Below are 14,195 nucleotides of genomic sequence, written 5' to 3' on the forward strand. Positions count from 1 at the left end.
AGGCGACGGTGCCCGTCCCCGACCCGGCGCTCGTCGTGCTCGTCGGCGCCTCGGGGTCGGGCAAGTCGACGTGGGCGTCATCGCGCTACCGCGCTGCGGAGGTCGTCTCGTCCGACGCCCTCCGCGAGGTCGTCGGCAGCGGGGAGCACGACCTCGACGCCTCGGCTGACGCCTTCGCGCTGCTCGAGAGCGTCGTGTCCGCCCGCGTCGGCCGCCGCCTGACGACCGTCGTCGACACCCTCGGCACCGACCCGGCTCGGCGTCGCCGCTGGCTCACGGCCGCACGGGACGCAGGGCTCCCGGCCGTCGCCGTCGTCCTCGACACCCCCGCCCGTGTATGCCGTTCGCGCAACGCCGCCCGTGACCGCCCGGTCCCGGCCCGCGTCCTCACCAGCCAGCTCGCGGCCGTCGCCACCACGACGGACCTGCTCGACGCCGAGGGCTGGGACGCCGTCCTCGTCCTCACCCCGGATGACGTCCCGGCCGCCGGCCCCCGCAACACACCGAGCAGTCGTCATCCGGCCCCGGCTGCAGCCGACGCGACCGCGCAGCTTCCCGGTGTGTTGCGGGAGGAGGGCGCCGGGCTGCGCGGCGTCGTGCTGCAGCTGTCGCGCTTCCCCGCCGAGGGGGACCTGCTCACGTGGCTGCGCGACATGGCGGGAGCCGCCGAGGAGGCCGGGCTCGCCGGCATCGCCCTCATGGACCACCTCATCCAGATCCCCCAGGTCGGTCGGGCCTGGGACCCGATCCCCGAGCCGTGGGTGACGCTGGGCGCGCTCGCCGCCTCCACCACTCGTCTCCAGCTCGGGACCCTCGTGACGCCGGTGACCTTCCGCGCCCCCGGCATCACCGCCAAGGCTGCGGCAACGCTCTCCGCCCTGACGGGTGGGAGGGCGTTCGTCGGGGTCGGCGCGGGCTGGTGGGAACGCGAGCACACGGCATACGGCCTCGGGTTTCCCTCTGCCAGAGCGCGACTCGACGCTTTGGAGCACGGCATCGAGACGATGAAGGCGCTCTGGTCGCCGGGGACGAAGCCGTATGCCGGACGGCGGGTCTCACTGCCCGAGACGACGTCGTATCCCCGGCCCGTCGGCGACCTCCCGGTCATCGTCGGCGGCGGAGGCGACCGGACGCTGCGCATCGCGGCGAGGCTCGGCGACGGCTGCAACGTGCCGTCCGACGACGCCGGGCTGGCCAAGGTGGCCCGCTACCTCGCCCTCGTGGCGCAGGCAGGGCGCGACCCGTCGACCGTGCATGCGACGGTGCTCGACCTGCCTCTGGTCGGCCGGGACCGCGACGACGTCTGGTCGCGTGTCGAGCGCCACCGCGGTCGCGCCCCCGCGGCCACCTTCGCGGCCCGGCACCACGCCGGCACCGCGAGCGAGCACGCCGACCGGCTCGCGGCGCTCGCCGGTCTCGGGGTCACGACCGTGTTCGTCGCCCCGGTCGGGCTCGACGGGCCCGACGACGTGCTGGCCCTCGCGCCGCTCGCGGGGGCGTTCGGCTGACCCTCGGCCCGGCCACTAGGGTGGCGCGCATGGGTAAGGCATCACGTCGTCCGCGCAACGAGCGCGCTGACCGTTCCGCACGTCCGCTCCCGGCCCCCTTCGTGGCGCGCCCCTTCGAGGGGCTGCCCAACGAGACCGACTGGGTCGCGATGCGTGAGATCGTCCCGGCCGCGACCGCGACGGTGCGCTTCGCCAAGGGCAAGGCCCCCGAGGGCGCCCCCGACGAGGTGACGATCGCCACCGTGCTCCCGCTCGCCTGGCCGGGCCTGCACCGTGAGAGCGGCGAGGTCGTCGTCGGCATCCAGTCCGGCAACGGCAGCGGCGACACGAGCCGCGACATCGCGCAGGCGATCACGCTCGCGTCCGCCGCCGAGGCCGGTTCGCCCGTCGCGACGCTGCCCGTCTCGATGGCCGACACCCCGCGCCTGCAGGACCTCCTCGACACCGACGCGCCCTTCGAGATGCAGCTGCACGAGGGCTTCGACTTCTGGGTCGCCGACGCCGACCTCGACGCCGACGGCAAGGAGTCGCTCGAGCGCGCCAACGAGTCGGCCATCCCGACCGTCAAGCTCGACGCCGCACCCTCCGCCTTCTGGTGCCGCATCGGCGAGCGCACCTACGTCCGTTGGGTTCTTCCCTTCGCCGAGGACGCCGCCACCAACGCCCTGGCCCGCCTGCACGCCGCCGGCGAGAGCCACCTCGGCGAGGACGGCCGCCTGCTCGGCTGCTTCCGCTCGAGCGGCCTGCTCATCCCCGTGTGGGAGGTCGACCCCAACTCCGAGGCCGCCGACTTCGAGGACGCCGTCGCAGCCATGAAGACGAAGATCGACGCCGCGGCCGCCTCGACCGAGCCGCTCACGGCGGCGGAGCGTGGCGCCAAGGCCGGCCTGACCAACCGCCAGGTCACCCTGCGCTGAGAGGACGGGCGAGGATGACGACCACGTCGATGCCCGTCGCCGTCGTCATCCCGGCCAAGGACGAGGCGGCCCGGATCGCCGAGACGATTCATGGGGTGCGCACCATCCCGGGCGTCCGTGCGGTCGTCGTCGTCGACGACGGCTCGACCGACGGCACCGCCACCATCGCCGCCCGCGAGGGCGCCGAGGTCGTGCGTCACCCGCGCAACCACGGCAAGGCCGACGCCATGATGAGCGGCCTCGGCCGGGTCAGCGGGCTGCGCCGCGTCGGACGCCTCGACGAGGGCACCTCCGTGCTCTTCGTCGACGCCGACCTCGAGGCCTCGGCCCAGGCGGTCGGCGCGCTCGTGGGCCCGGTCGCCCGCGGCGAGGCCGACCTCACCATCGCGACCCTGCCCCAGCAGCAGGGCAGCGCAGGCGGGCACGGCCTCGTCGTCGGACTCGCCCGCCGCGGCATCGAGGAGCTGACCGGGTGGTCGCCGCAGCAACCGCTGTCGGGCATGCGCTGCCTGTCACCCGCGGCGATCCAGGCGGCAACGCCCTTCGCCCGAGGCTGGGGTGTCGAGGTGGGCATGACGGTCGACGTGCTCGACGCCGGGCTGACCATCCTCGAGGTGCCCTGCGACCTGCAGCACCGGGTCACCGGCACCGACTGGCGCTCGCAGGTGCACCGGGCCGCGCAGTACCGCGACGTCGCGCTCGCCCTCGGGGTGCGCCGGCTGCGTCGCCGCCTGGGCCACGACTGAATGGTCGGCGTGGGGAAGTGGGCACTCGATGCTCGAGTGCCCACTTCCTGACGCGGTCTCGGGTCAGGGCCGGGATCGTGCGGCGTCGAGGTCGGCGCGCGTCAGGACCGATCGGGTCTCGAGGGCGAGCTCGTGCAGGCGGTTGGCACCGGGCTCGCTGCGGTCGATGGTGCACACGACCACCTCGACGACGGCGTCCTGCTCACGCAGCACCACGGTCGCGTCCCGGGCCGCGCCACCCGTCGTGACGATGTCCTCGACGAGGGTGATCCGGCGCCCGGCCACATCGGCACCGTCGCCTCGGCGACCCGGCGCAGCAGGGCGGGGTCGGACTCGAAGAGGTACTTGTCGAAGTACTCGGGCACGACGGCGCCGGACCTGACGACGAACTCCCCCTCGAGGCGGCAGACCCGGTCGATGTCCCGGGCCAGCTCGGCGATGACGTCGGGCTGCTGGTCCATGACGGGTCGCTCCTCAGAGGTGGTGGCGGTCCCGGCGGCGGCGGACCGGCGCCTTGCGGGCCTCGATGGACAGGAAGTGCATGACCGCCGACACGACGAGCGGCACCGTGAAGATCGCCGCGACCGGCGGGATGGCCGCACCCGAGTCGTTGGTGAGGAAGCCGATGACGGCCATCACGATGACCGAGAGCAGGCCCCGGCGCATGAGCGGCGCCTCCTCGAGCAGGCGCCGCAGCGGCTCGGTGCCGAAGATGCCGGGACGCAGCACGACCAGGACGAAGACGACCATCAGCGCGACGACGATGGCCAGCAGGACCGGGAGGTGGACCGAGAGCGAGACGTTGGCCCACAGCTTGCGCGACATGACGTCCCACGCGCCCCCGTCGATGACGGTCTGGAGGAACCGGCCCGGGTGGGAGCGCTCGGACTCGGGGCGCCGCCAGTCGAGGTAGCACACGAGTCCGACGACGAGCCCGGCGACGAGCAGGACGATCGAGACGTTGCGCACCGACGTGCGCCACCCCATGACGCCCATGAGCAGGAAGCCGAGGGCCGGCACGAGCGCGATCGGGCCGCCGAAGTCGGCGCCCCACGCCGGCAGCACGTCGACGGCGAGGGCCACGCCACCCACGACGACGACCGCGAAGACGGCGAGCCGGGGGGAGTCCCGCCTGACCAGGGCATGCGCGAGCGCGGCGCACAGCAGCAGGACGGCCGCGGCATACAACGCGAAGGCGACGTTGCCCATGCCGTAGAAGCGACCGCCGACGAGGGGCTGCAGGCCGAAGATCGACGAGATCTGCAGGTGCGACCCGGTGAGCAGGTCGATGCCGATGACGCCCGCCGTGATCGCCGACATCGCCGCCAGCGGGCCCAGCGCGGAGCTGCTCCACGGGCCCTTCAGGCAGGCGAGGGTGAGGACCGAGCTGATGACGAGCACGAGGGCGAGGAGCACCGCGACGAGCACGACCGTGTTGGTCGACCAGCGCCACCACGGCACGAGGTTGGCGAGGAAGGTCGCGGCCGGCATGGCCGCCGAGACCAGCCCGATGAGCCGGACCATGCGCAGCACGCGCGCCCGGGTGAACCGCCGGTTCCAGGGCCGTGAACGGCGCAGGATGACCCACAGCACGAGCATCGTCAGGGCAGTGCCGACGAGCCAGATGATGAGGAACGGCGCGACGACGTCGTGCATCGCGTCGGCCTTGGTGTCGATGTCGGTGAGCACCGTCAGCTTGGCCGCGGCCGTCGACTCGCTGTTGTTGGCCGACGGCACGACGCTGAGCGCGCGGCCGCCGATGGCGGCCTGCGGCTCCACGCCACCGCGCTGGAGGACCGTGGCCGTGATGTCGGAGAGCTGCGCGATCCCGACCATGCGAGTCGAGGCCGACGCGAGCAGGCCCGGCGCGTAGTGGGGTCCGCTCGCCGTGAGGAGCCGCAGGCGCTCCTGCTGGTCGCGGTCGGCCAGCCCGGCGACGACGAGGTCGGCGCCGTTGGGCATGGCGTCCATGACGAGCTCGATACGGCGCTCGATGCCGTTGATCTGCTCGAGGTGCCGCGTCGGGTCGGGGTCCGTCGAGCTGATGCCCCCGACGTCGACGATGCTGACCGGGCACTGCGCCAGGTCGGCGAGGAGGGTCGTGGCCTGGAACGGGGAGTACTTCGCGACCTTGCCGTCGGACGTCGCTGCGGCGAGCCCGGCGCCCGGACCGATCGCCTGGATGCAGGTCTTGGCAGCCGCGAAGCTGTCGCCGAGCAGTCCCAGCTGCGCCCGGAACTCGGCCTCGCGGGACGCGGTCGCGAGGGCGTCGAAGCCGATGACGCGGAAACCGGCCTGGGCGCTTCCCGCGATGGTCGGGAGGGGCGCGCACTGGGGGCGGGCCTCGGACGTGTCCGGGCCGGCTGCCTCGCCGGCCGAGACCGTGGCCCAGCCGTCGGTGGGGCAGGTCGTCAGGCGCAGGCTCTTGACCGACACGGAGGCGGCCGAGCCGTCGCGGAGCAGGCCCCAGAGGATGGGGGTGTCCTCGGCGGAGACGTCGTCCCAGGAGAGGCCGCCGAGCCCGACGACGACGAGCGACTCACCCGGCTTCGGCTGTGTCGTGGGAGGGACGGGGACGGTGGTGCGCTTGACGTAGGCGAGCGTGAGCGCGGCCACCAACACGAGGAGCAGGACGACGAGCGTCTTGACGGGGTGGCGGCGGATCACGGGGGACAGACTACAAACCGAGTCTGTCCCCGGCAGTCGAGGTCACGGGCTGGAATCGAAGCGCCGCCGGGCACCCGCACGGCTACCCTTGCCGATCGTGGACGCCTCGACGCTGACGACCCTGGCCATCGCGGCCGCCGTCGTCGCGCTGCTCGCCCTCGCGCTCGCCGTCACTGCCCAGCTGCGGCTCGCCGGTGTCCGGCGTGACTTCGCCGCCCTCGGCGGCGACGGCCAGACCGACATCGCCCGCGTGGCCGCCACCCAGAACCACCGCATCGACCGGCTCACGGCCGAGCTGACCCGTCTCCGGGAGCACGTCGCGAGCGCGGAGGAGGACGTGCGCCAGAGCCTGCGCAACGTCGCGGTCGTGCGCTACGACGCGTTCGGCGACATGGGCGGGCGCCTGTCCTTCTCCGCCGCGATCGTCGACGACCTCGGTGACGGCATCGTGCTCAGCTCCATCCACGCGCGCGGCGAGTCCCGCACCTACGCCAAGGGCATCGTCGGCGGCCGGTCGAGCATCACCCTGACCCCCGAGGAGCAGCAGGCGCTGGCCTCGGCCACCCGGGACGAGCCGGGTTCGAGCAGCTCGAGCCGTCTCGCCCGCCTCCCCGACCGGACGAAGGACGTGTCGTGACGCCACCCCGCACGCCCGACGAGCTGCACCGCTTCGGCTACCTCGGCCCCCGCGGCACCTTCACCCAGATGGCCCTCGACGCCTGGGACGCCGCCGAGGGTCGTGAGCACGTGCCGTTCGGCTCGGTCGACGCCGCCCTGTCGGCCCTGCGCACCGGTGACATCGACGCCGCCATGGTGCCGATCGAGAACTCCGTCGAGGGGGGCGTCTCCGCGACGCTCGACTCGCTCGCGTCGGGAGACCCGCTCGTCGTCATCGGCGAGGTCCTCGTCCCGATCACCTTCGTGCTGTGCGCCCGACCGGGTACGCCGCTCGACCGCGTCCGCACGGTCGGCACCCACTCGCACGCGTGGGCCCAGGTGCGCGGCTGGATGGGCCGCCACCTGCCGGACGCCGAGTACGTCCCGACGCTGTCGACGGCCGCGAGCGCCGCCGCCCTGGCCCAGCCCGGCGAGGTGATGTTCGACGCGGGCGTGTGCGCGCCCGTGGCCGCGAGCAACGAGGGGCTCGAGGTCCTGGCGGAGGACATCGGCGACAACGCGTCGGCCGTCACCCGGTTCGTCCTCGTCGCGCGCCCGGGGACGCTGCCCGAGCCGACCGGCGCCGACAAGACGTCCGTCGTGCTCTTCCAGCGCGACGACCACGCAGGTGGCCTGCTCGAGCTGCTCGAGCAGTTCGCGGTCCGCGGCGTCAACATGACGAGGCTCGAGTCACGACCGACCGGGGCGGCCATGGGGGCCTACTGCTTCTCCATCGACTTCGAGGGCCACGTCCTCGACGCCCGGGTCGGCGAGACGCTCATGGGCCTGCGGCGGGTCTGTGCCGAGGTGCGCTTCCTCGGGTCCTACCCCCGCGCCGACGGCGGTCGCCCGGACGCGCGGCCGGGCACGTCCGACGCCGACTTCGACCGGGCGAGGACCTGGCTCGAGCAGTTGCGCGCCTGAGAGCGGCGGTCGTCAGCCGATCGTCGCGCCCATCTTGAGCAGGAAGAGCGTGTCCTCGCCGACGACGCCGTCGTCACCGATGCGGTTGGCCTGCTGGAAGCGCTGGACGACCTTCTTGGTCTGTGCGCCGAAGGTGCCGTCGACGGTGATGGTGCCGCCGGCGGCCCGCAGGGCACGCTGGAGCGTCACGACGTCGGCGCCCTTCGACCCGACCTTGAGCGTCGCGCCCCCGAGCGTGCGCGAGATGAGGAGCACCCACATGCCGTCGTCGATGCGTCCCGGCTTGGGCGCCGGCCCCTCGAACCCGGCCTCGACCTTCGTGACGGCCGCACGGGTCTGCGCGCCGTAGACGCCGTCGACGGCCACGGGGCCGTAGTCGGCGTCGTTGAGGAAGCACTGCAGGGTCCGCACGGCTGGACCCTTGGCGCCGGGCTGGAGCACGGGGTATGCCGGCAGCGTCCTCTCGCACGCGCCCGCCACGCTCCCCGGGTCGGTCGCCGTCGCCGTAGCTGCCGCCGTGGGCGGCGTGGGCGCGGGAGCGGCACTGGTCGAGGCGCTCGCGGTCGGTTTGGTCGGCGTGAGCGGATCGGCCGTCACGGTCGGGATGGGCCCTGTGGGTGCGGCGGGTGCGGTGGGATCGGTGGAGCCGGGGTCGACCGTGCCGACCGCAGTCACCGTGGGCGACTCGACGGCCGACGTCGTCCGGGGTGCGGTGACCCCGCACGCCGAGAGTGCCAGCCCGAGGACGACGGCTGTTGCCGCAGAGGCGAACCGGGCCCTTCCGCTGCTGCCGTCGTGAACGCCTGTGCTGACCCGCATCTGTCTCCCCTGAGATCACGTCGCGGCCCCTGACGTCCGCCCACGTTCGAGAAGTATGCGCCGACCGGAGCCGGCGTGCGAGCGCGACGCGCGGCACGGCATACGCCCTGCTGTTGTCACGTCGGCCCACCCGGCAGGAGAGGGGGCGCCGGTGCTGCCAAGCCCGGCGCCCCACGGACGGGACCGCCCCCTGGAAGTCCCGAACCCCTGCAAGGTCACCGGGCCTGCTGCCCCTCCGCAGCGCCCCGAAGCAACCCGGTGACCGTTCCCCCTGACCACCCAGAGTCGGCTTCTCGCCGGGTGATACATCCCCGGACGGACATTCTCGGAAAATGTTCGGGTGCCCGACGACGAGGGCGGATGTATCAGGAAACCGAGTACGCACACTCAGTCGGGTGTAAGGGTCTTTCCAGCACCATCCGCGCCGTGAACCACCAGCAGGAGGCTGTCGATGTCAGAGTCGGGTCCCGACGCCCCACAGGGCGCGAACGGCGACAGCGCGACCGGCGGCTCCCGCCGCCCCGAGCGCCCTCCCGTCCGCGCCCTCGACCCGGCCACGGCGATGCGCCTGACCGACGGTCGCCCGCCGCTTCCCGCTCTCTACCTCTCGGACCGCCTGCTCGTGCGCAACCCGCCGGGGGCGGGACGGCCCCGAGGCCTCGACGAGCTGCGCACGGCCCTCGGCAAGCTCGAGCCGGATCTCGACTTCCGGGTGACGCCGCGGCCCGACGGCAGCCCGCGCGACCTCGACCAGCCGTCGTGGGGCACGAGCATCACGCTGACGCCGACCCGCTCGATCGACCCCGTCGACGCGTGGAGCGTGCTGCAGCGGCTGCGCCAGGCCGACGAGCGGATCGCGGACCAGCTCAGCCTCGAGCACGTGCTCCGGCCGGCTGACGGCTACTGGGGCGGTGTCGGTGGCTACTGGGGTGGCGTGGGCGGTTACTGGGGTGGCGTGGGCGGTTATTGGGGCGGTGTCGGGGGCTACTGGGGTGGTGTCGGCGGGTCCGCCCTGCAGGAGTACTCCGTGCCCGGACGGGGCGGTCGTATGCCGGTCGCCTTGGCCCTGCCCGACCCGCGGCTGCGGGCGCGCCCCGTCGACCGCAACCCCGTCGTCGTCGTGCCGGACACGGTCATCGCCGCTCACCCGTGGTTCAAGGACGACTCGGGAGTCGTGCGCATGGTGCTCAGGGAGGGCCGGCTCGTGCCGCTCCTGACCAAGCCGGTGGACCCCCCGATCACCGTGCCGGCGCCCGCCGAGCCGGTCGGCCTGCTCCAGGGACACGCGACCTTCATCGCCGGGCTCGTGCGGCAGGGCTGCCCGGAGGCGACGATCCTCTCGATCCCCGTCATGGGCGATGACGGCGTCGTCGACGAGAGCGTCATGCTCGACGTCCTCCAGGCCCTGCTCGACCGGCACGTCCATGGGCAGGAGCACGACGACCCCTCCGAGGTCGTCGACGTGCTCTCGCTGTCGCTCGGGTACTACGCCGAGGACAGCACCTACACCTCCGGCCCCGTCGCCGACCTGCTCGACCGGTTCGCCGAGCACGGGATCCTTGTCGTCGCGGGCGTCGGCAACGACGGCATCGACGCGCCGTTCGTGCCCGCGGCGCTCGCCGCCGCGCCGCCACAGCGGGTCACCAGGAAGTCGGTGCCGCCGCTCGCGAGCGTCGGCGCGACCAACCCCGACGGCACGACCGTGGCGCTCTTCTCCAACAACCTCACCGTCGTCAGCGCGGTGCGGTCCGGCGTCTCCGTCGTCAGCACCCTGCCGCTCACCAACGGGATGGGCCAGCCGTCGTCGCAGGTCTCGACCGACGGCACCGTGCGCTGCACCGTGGACCCCGACGACTACACCGGCGGTTTCGGGGTGTGGAGCGGCACGTCGTTCGCGACCCCGGTCTTCGCGGCCGAGCTGGCGGCGACCCTCATCGTCGAGGGCGGCCTGACCGACGTGTCGACGCCCACCATGCGCAAGCGCGCCATCCGCGCGCTGCGCACCTGCATCGGAAGGACGCTGCCATGACGCCGACCCCAACCGCACCCGACGGGCTCGGGACCCTCGCGGGCAAGGCGTTCGCCGCCTACCTCGCGGGCGAGCGCGAGCGGCTCTCGGAGCTCGTCGACCTCGTGACCCCTGTGCTGTGGAACGCCGCCCGCTCCCAGGGCGGTGCCCCGGCGACGTGCGAGGACGCCATCCAGACGGCATTCCTGCAGCTCGTCGACCGGGCCGAGTCGATCCACGAGCCGGCAGCAGTGCTCGGCTGGCTCGTCGTCGTCGTCAAGCGCGAGGTCTGGCGCCTGGCCCGAGGTGCCAGACGCGAGTTCGGCGTCGAGGAGGTGCCGGAGGCCCCGGCGCAGCAGCTCGACCCCGAGGCGCAGTCGATCCTCTCCGAGCGTCAGCGAGTGCTGTGGAAGCACGTCTCGACCCTCTCCCCGCGGTGCCAGGAGCTGCTCCGGGTCATCGCCTTCGCCGACCGCCCTGACTACGCAGCCATCGCGGAGTCCCTGGGCATGCCCGTCGGCAGCATCGGTCCGACCCGCGGCCGCTGCCTCCAGAAGCTGAGGACCACCCTCGGCACCGACCCCGGATGGGCGGTCTGACATGACATCTCACACTGACGCCATCGATGCCCGCGACATCGCCAACCTGGGGCACGTGCGGGACCTCTTCGGTCACGCCGACCCCGTGCCGAGCGACCTCGCCGAGCGGATCAAGTTCGCCATCACCGTGCACGCGCTGCATGCCGAGGTCGCCGAGCTCATGGACTCGGCGCTGCTGACGACGCGAGGTGCCGAGGCCAAGGTCGAGCCGACCCCGACGGAGTCCGTGACCTTCACGGCCGCCTCGATGAGCCTCATGGTCTCGGCGGGCCCGATGGACTCCGACGAGTCGGAGGACCGCGTCCGGGTCGACGGATGGGTCACGACGCCGGGGGCCCGGGTCGAGGCGGTGACGAGCGAGGGGAGCATCTCGGTGATTTCGGATGCGAACGGACGCTTCGTTCTGGATGATCTACCCCATGGGCCGGTGCACTTCGTCGTGACCGACCCGGGCAACGAGGACACGCGACCGGTCATCACCCCCACGATCCAGATCTGACGATCCCGACACCTGTGGTGACCGGCCTGAACGAGAGGCCGGGCGGCAGCCATCGATCTGCTCGAGAGTGCACGGACCCTGCGCGAGCAGGGCGCCGCTGACAACGTCGCCGGGCGACCGGTCGACGCCGCCCGCTCCCTGACGGCGGCGCTGGACGAGATCGACCGTGCGGCGGGTTCGGCCCCCTCGCGCGAGCGGCTCGAGCTGCGCTGCAAGACGCTCATCACGCTCGCGCTGACGGAGTTCATGCTGTCGGGGCTCGAGATGGCCTCGGCGCGGCTCGCCGAGGCCGAACAGATCGTCGACGCTCTCGGCGACGACCGGCTGCGGGCCCGCCTGGACTACCAGCGGGCCAACATCCACGGCCGCGTCGGCGACCTCGCCTCGGCGTGGGACGGCCTCGAGGGCGCGGTGCGCCGGCTCGATGCCTTCACCGAGTCCGAGCAGTGCATGGTGCACCTGAGCCGGGGCATGCTCGCCTTCGAGCTGCTGCGTCCGCAGGAGGCGCTCGAGTCCTTCGCGCAGGCAGCCCGGCTCGCCCACGACCTGGGCGGGGCGGCCCAGGAGTTCATGGCCCGTCACAACGAGGGGTATGCCGCCTACCTCCTCGGTGACATCCCGCGGTCCCTGGCCGACATGGCCCGGGCGGAGGAGCTCGAGTCCGACGTCTTCACCGGCCCGGCGCGCCTCGACCGGGCCCAGGTGCTGCTCGAGGCCGGCCTCGTCAAGGAGGCGGTCGAGGCGCTGCACGCCGGGCTGGAGTCCCTGGAGGGTGACGGGCACGACCAGATGCGGGCCGAGTTCGAGCTGGCCCTGGCGCGCGCCCACCGGCTGCTGGGGCACCTCGACCTCGCGGCGGAGGCGGCGGCGTCGGCGCGGGAGACGTACGGCCGCATCGGTGCGACCGCGTGGGCCGCCAAGGCGATGCTCGTCGGGCTGCTCGTGGACCTCGACCGCCAGCGGCGGACGCGGCGGGTCCGGGACGAGTCGGACTCCGACCTGGTGCGACGCGTCGTCGGCGTGGGCGACACCACGGTGGCGCTCGCCGCCGCGGCGACGGCCGACGAGCTCACCGAGACGGCGACGGAGCTCGGCGACCCGGAGCTGGCCGACAGCGCCCGGGTCGTGGCGGCGCAGGCCCTGCTGCTCGCCGGTGACGCGGCGGGCGCCAACACACGCCTGCTCAGCCTCGAGCGGGTCTCGACCGGGTCCCTGTCAGACGAGCTGGACGCGGCTGTCGTCACGGCGATGACCCTCGTCGCCACCGGCGACCTGGCCCCGGCCCGCCGCATCCTCGTCCGGGCCTCGCGCCGGCTCGCGGCCGGCCAGCAGGGCAGCGCGAGCCTCGACCTGCGCACGGCTCGAGCGGTCCACGGGGCACGCCTCTCCGAGCTCGACCTCGAGCTCGCGGTGCCACGCGGGAGCGCGTTCGTGCTCGAGGCGCTCGAGCGATGGCGCAGTGCGACCGACCGGCTGCCGTCGCTCGGTCGACCCGACGACGAGCAGCTGGCGTCGCTCACCGAGCAGCTGCGAGCTGTGCGCGGCCACCTGCGCGGTGAGAGCGACCCTGCCCAGGAGCGCGAGCTGCACGACCACGCCTCGCGCCTGGAGCGGCAGATCCGTGACCGTGACTGGGCCCTGAGCCGGAGCGGCGGGGCGGCCCGAGCGGTCCCCGTGCGCGTACGGGAGGCCCGCGAGCACCTCGGTCGGGTCGACCGGGACCTCGTCTGGTTCTTCCGGCACCGCGGCCGCATCGGTGCCGTCGGCGTCGTGGGTGGCCGGGCGACGATGCGCGAGCTCATGCCGGCCGACCGCGCCGCCGAGCTCGCGCAACGCGTCCGCGTCGACCTGCGGGCTGCCGCCACGCACCACCTCGGTCCGCTCGCCGGGGCGGTCTGGTCGTCGCTGCGGTCGAGCGCGGCCGAGCTCGACGAGGCCCTGCTGCGGCCGTGGCGCTCGGACCGTGGGCTCGTCGTCGTCACCTGTCCCGAGCTCTCCGCCCTCCCGTGGGCGCTGCTGCCCTCGATGGCCGGGCGCCCTTTCACCGTGGCGCTGTCGCTGACGTCGTTCGCCCGGCGAGGTGCGTCGCGCTACGACGAGGGCTACGCCCCGGGGGTGCACGTCAGCGTCGGACCCTCGGTGCCGCGAGCGTCGAGCGAGGGCCGGACGATCGTCGAGACGTGGGGAGCAGGCGCCCGGCTCTCCGAGCCGTCCCGGAGGGAGGAGCTCGTCGCAGCCCTGGCCCGGCCCGGCGTCGTCCACGTCGCCGCCCACGGCACGCACCAGCTCGAGTCGCCGTTGTTCTCCTCCCTGGTCCTGCACGACGGGCCGGTCTTCGCCCACGAGCTGCAGCCGACTGGGGTGCGCGCCGACCACGTGGTGCTCTCGGCGTGCGAGGTCGGTCTGGCGTCGGCCAGACCCGGCCACGAGTCCCTCGGGCTCGCCCTCTCGCTGCTGTCCCTCGGCGCGCGTTCGGTCGTCGCTGCGGTCTCTCCGGTGCCCGACGACGTCGCGGCGACGACGATGACGCGCCACCACGAGCTGCTCGCGTCGGGTCTCCCGAGCGACGAGGCGCTGGCCCGCGCGGTCGCCGAGACCGAGGACGTCGCCGCAGCCTTCCTCAACCTCGGCGGTCAGCACCGCCCCTGACGCGTCGCTGCTTCGGCTCTGCCCCAGCCCCGTGCTCACGGACGCCGTTGCCGCCGGTTCACCGGGCCCACCCCATCGGCACCTGCTCCCCAAAGCGGAGCAGGTGCCGATAGGTGGGCTCCGGCACCAATCCCGCGGCGACTCGGAAGCTGCTCCCGAAAACGGAGCAGGTCCCGATAGGTGGGCTCCGGCACCAATCCCG

Annotated in this window: 12 protein-coding genes; 9 read left to right on the top strand and 3 right to left on the bottom strand. The window is 73.5% G+C overall.

What is annotated here, in order from left to right; translation table 11 throughout:
• The first annotated feature begins 8 nt into the window (after positions 1–8).
• Genes ABD831_RS10785 through ABD831_RS10795 form a run of 3 tightly spaced genes read left to right on the top strand, consistent with a single transcriptional unit; the run spans position 9 to position 3,171 of the window.
• Complete coding sequence (locus ABD831_RS10785) at positions 9–1,508, top strand: LLM class flavin-dependent oxidoreductase (RefSeq protein WP_344945725.1); 1,500 nt, start codon at positions 9–11, stop codon at positions 1,506–1,508.
• A gap of 29 nt (positions 1,509–1,537) precedes the next feature.
• A complete protein-coding gene (locus tag ABD831_RS10790) occupies positions 1,538–2,425 on the top strand; it encodes a DUF5926 family protein (RefSeq protein ID WP_344945729.1) in 888 nt (295 codons plus the stop codon).
• Positions 2,426–2,439: 14 nt separating this feature from the next.
• Positions 2,440–3,171 carry a glycosyltransferase family 2 protein gene (locus ABD831_RS10795; protein WP_344945733.1) on the top strand — a complete coding sequence of 244 codons (732 nt, stop codon included), beginning with the start codon at positions 2,440–2,442 and terminating at the stop codon, positions 3,169–3,171.
• Positions 3,172–3,234: 63 nt separating this feature from the next.
• Here the strand turns inward: ABD831_RS10795 and ABD831_RS10800 are convergent, their stop codons facing one another.
• Together ABD831_RS10800 and ABD831_RS10805 are read right to left on the bottom strand one after the other, a co-directional pair.
• A complete protein-coding gene (locus ABD831_RS10800; protein ID WP_344945737.1) occupies positions 3,235–3,456 on the bottom strand; it encodes a hypothetical protein in 222 nt (73 codons plus the stop codon).
• Positions 3,457–3,645: 189 nt separating this feature from the next.
• Positions 3,646–5,838 (bottom strand): hypothetical protein, encoded by a 2,193-nt coding sequence (locus ABD831_RS10805; protein WP_344945740.1) that lies wholly within the window; start codon positions 5,836–5,838, stop codon positions 3,646–3,648.
• A 97-nt stretch (positions 5,839–5,935) separates the two neighbouring features.
• Between ABD831_RS10805 and ABD831_RS10810 the strand changes: the two genes are divergently transcribed.
• Together ABD831_RS10810 and pheA are read left to right on the top strand one after the other, a co-directional pair.
• Positions 5,936–6,475: a DUF4446 family protein gene (locus tag ABD831_RS10810; protein ID WP_344945743.1), complete on the top strand. Its 540-nt coding sequence runs from the start codon at positions 5,936–5,938 to the stop codon at positions 6,473–6,475.
• On the top strand, positions 6,472–7,419 hold the full coding sequence (gene pheA, locus ABD831_RS10815; protein ID WP_344945746.1) for a prephenate dehydratase: 948 nt from the start codon (positions 6,472–6,474) through the stop codon (positions 7,417–7,419). The genes ABD831_RS10810 and pheA overlap by 4 nt, the downstream gene beginning before the upstream one ends.
• A gap of 12 nt (positions 7,420–7,431) precedes the next feature.
• Here pheA and ABD831_RS10820 read toward each other — a convergent pair whose 3' ends face one another.
• Positions 7,432–8,238 carry a peptidoglycan-binding domain-containing protein gene (locus ABD831_RS10820; RefSeq protein ID WP_344945749.1) on the bottom strand — a complete coding sequence of 269 codons (807 nt, stop codon included), beginning with the start codon at positions 8,236–8,238 and terminating at the stop codon, positions 7,432–7,434.
• A gap of 451 nt (positions 8,239–8,689) precedes the next feature.
• Between ABD831_RS10820 and ABD831_RS10825 the strand changes: the two genes are divergently transcribed.
• The 4 genes from ABD831_RS10825 (at position 8,690) to ABD831_RS10840 (ending at position 13,993) form a co-directional block, all read left to right on the top strand.
• On the top strand, positions 8,690–10,267 hold the full coding sequence (locus tag ABD831_RS10825) for a S8/S53 family peptidase (protein ID WP_344945752.1): 1,578 nt from the start codon (positions 8,690–8,692) through the stop codon (positions 10,265–10,267).
• The gene (locus ABD831_RS10830; protein ID WP_142179452.1) at positions 10,264–10,845 is read left to right on the top strand and encodes a sigma-70 family RNA polymerase sigma factor; all 582 of its coding nucleotides are present in this window, start codon (positions 10,264–10,266) and stop codon (positions 10,843–10,845) included. The genes ABD831_RS10825 and ABD831_RS10830 overlap by 4 nt, the downstream gene beginning before the upstream one ends.
• 1 nt (position 10,846) lies before the next feature.
• The gene (locus ABD831_RS10835) at positions 10,847–11,344 is read left to right on the top strand and encodes a hypothetical protein (RefSeq protein ID WP_344945757.1); all 498 of its coding nucleotides are present in this window, start codon (positions 10,847–10,849) and stop codon (positions 11,342–11,344) included.
• Positions 11,345–11,590: 246 nt separating this feature from the next.
• The gene (locus tag ABD831_RS10840; RefSeq protein WP_344945760.1) at positions 11,591–13,993 is read left to right on the top strand and encodes a CHAT domain-containing protein; all 2,403 of its coding nucleotides are present in this window, start codon (positions 11,591–11,593) and stop codon (positions 13,991–13,993) included.
• The last annotated feature ends 202 nt before the right edge of the window (positions 13,994–14,195 follow it).

This window comes from Terrabacter ginsenosidimutans (genome assembly GCF_039539425.1).
Classification (GTDB): Bacteria; Actinomycetota; Actinomycetes; order Actinomycetales; family Dermatophilaceae; genus Terrabacter; species Terrabacter ginsenosidimutans.

Coding starts and splice junctions, on each gene's coding strand:
- ABD831_RS10835 (WP_344945757.1), top strand. CDS start 10,847: ATGACATCTCACACTGACGCCATCGATGCCCGCGACATCGCCAACCTG.
- ABD831_RS10830 (WP_142179452.1), top strand. CDS start 10,264: ATGACGCCGACCCCAACCGCACCCGACGGGCTCGGGACCCTCGCGGGC.
- ABD831_RS10820 (WP_344945749.1), bottom strand. CDS start 8,238: ATGCGGGTCAGCACAGGCGTTCACGACGGCAGCAGCGGAAGGGCCCGG.
- ABD831_RS10790 (WP_344945729.1), top strand. CDS start 1,538: ATGGGTAAGGCATCACGTCGTCCGCGCAACGAGCGCGCTGACCGTTCC.
- ABD831_RS10840 (WP_344945760.1), top strand. CDS start 11,591: ATGCTGTCGGGGCTCGAGATGGCCTCGGCGCGGCTCGCCGAGGCCGAA.
- ABD831_RS10795 (WP_344945733.1), top strand. CDS start 2,440: ATGACGACCACGTCGATGCCCGTCGCCGTCGTCATCCCGGCCAAGGAC.
- ABD831_RS10825 (WP_344945752.1), top strand. CDS start 8,690: ATGTCAGAGTCGGGTCCCGACGCCCCACAGGGCGCGAACGGCGACAGC.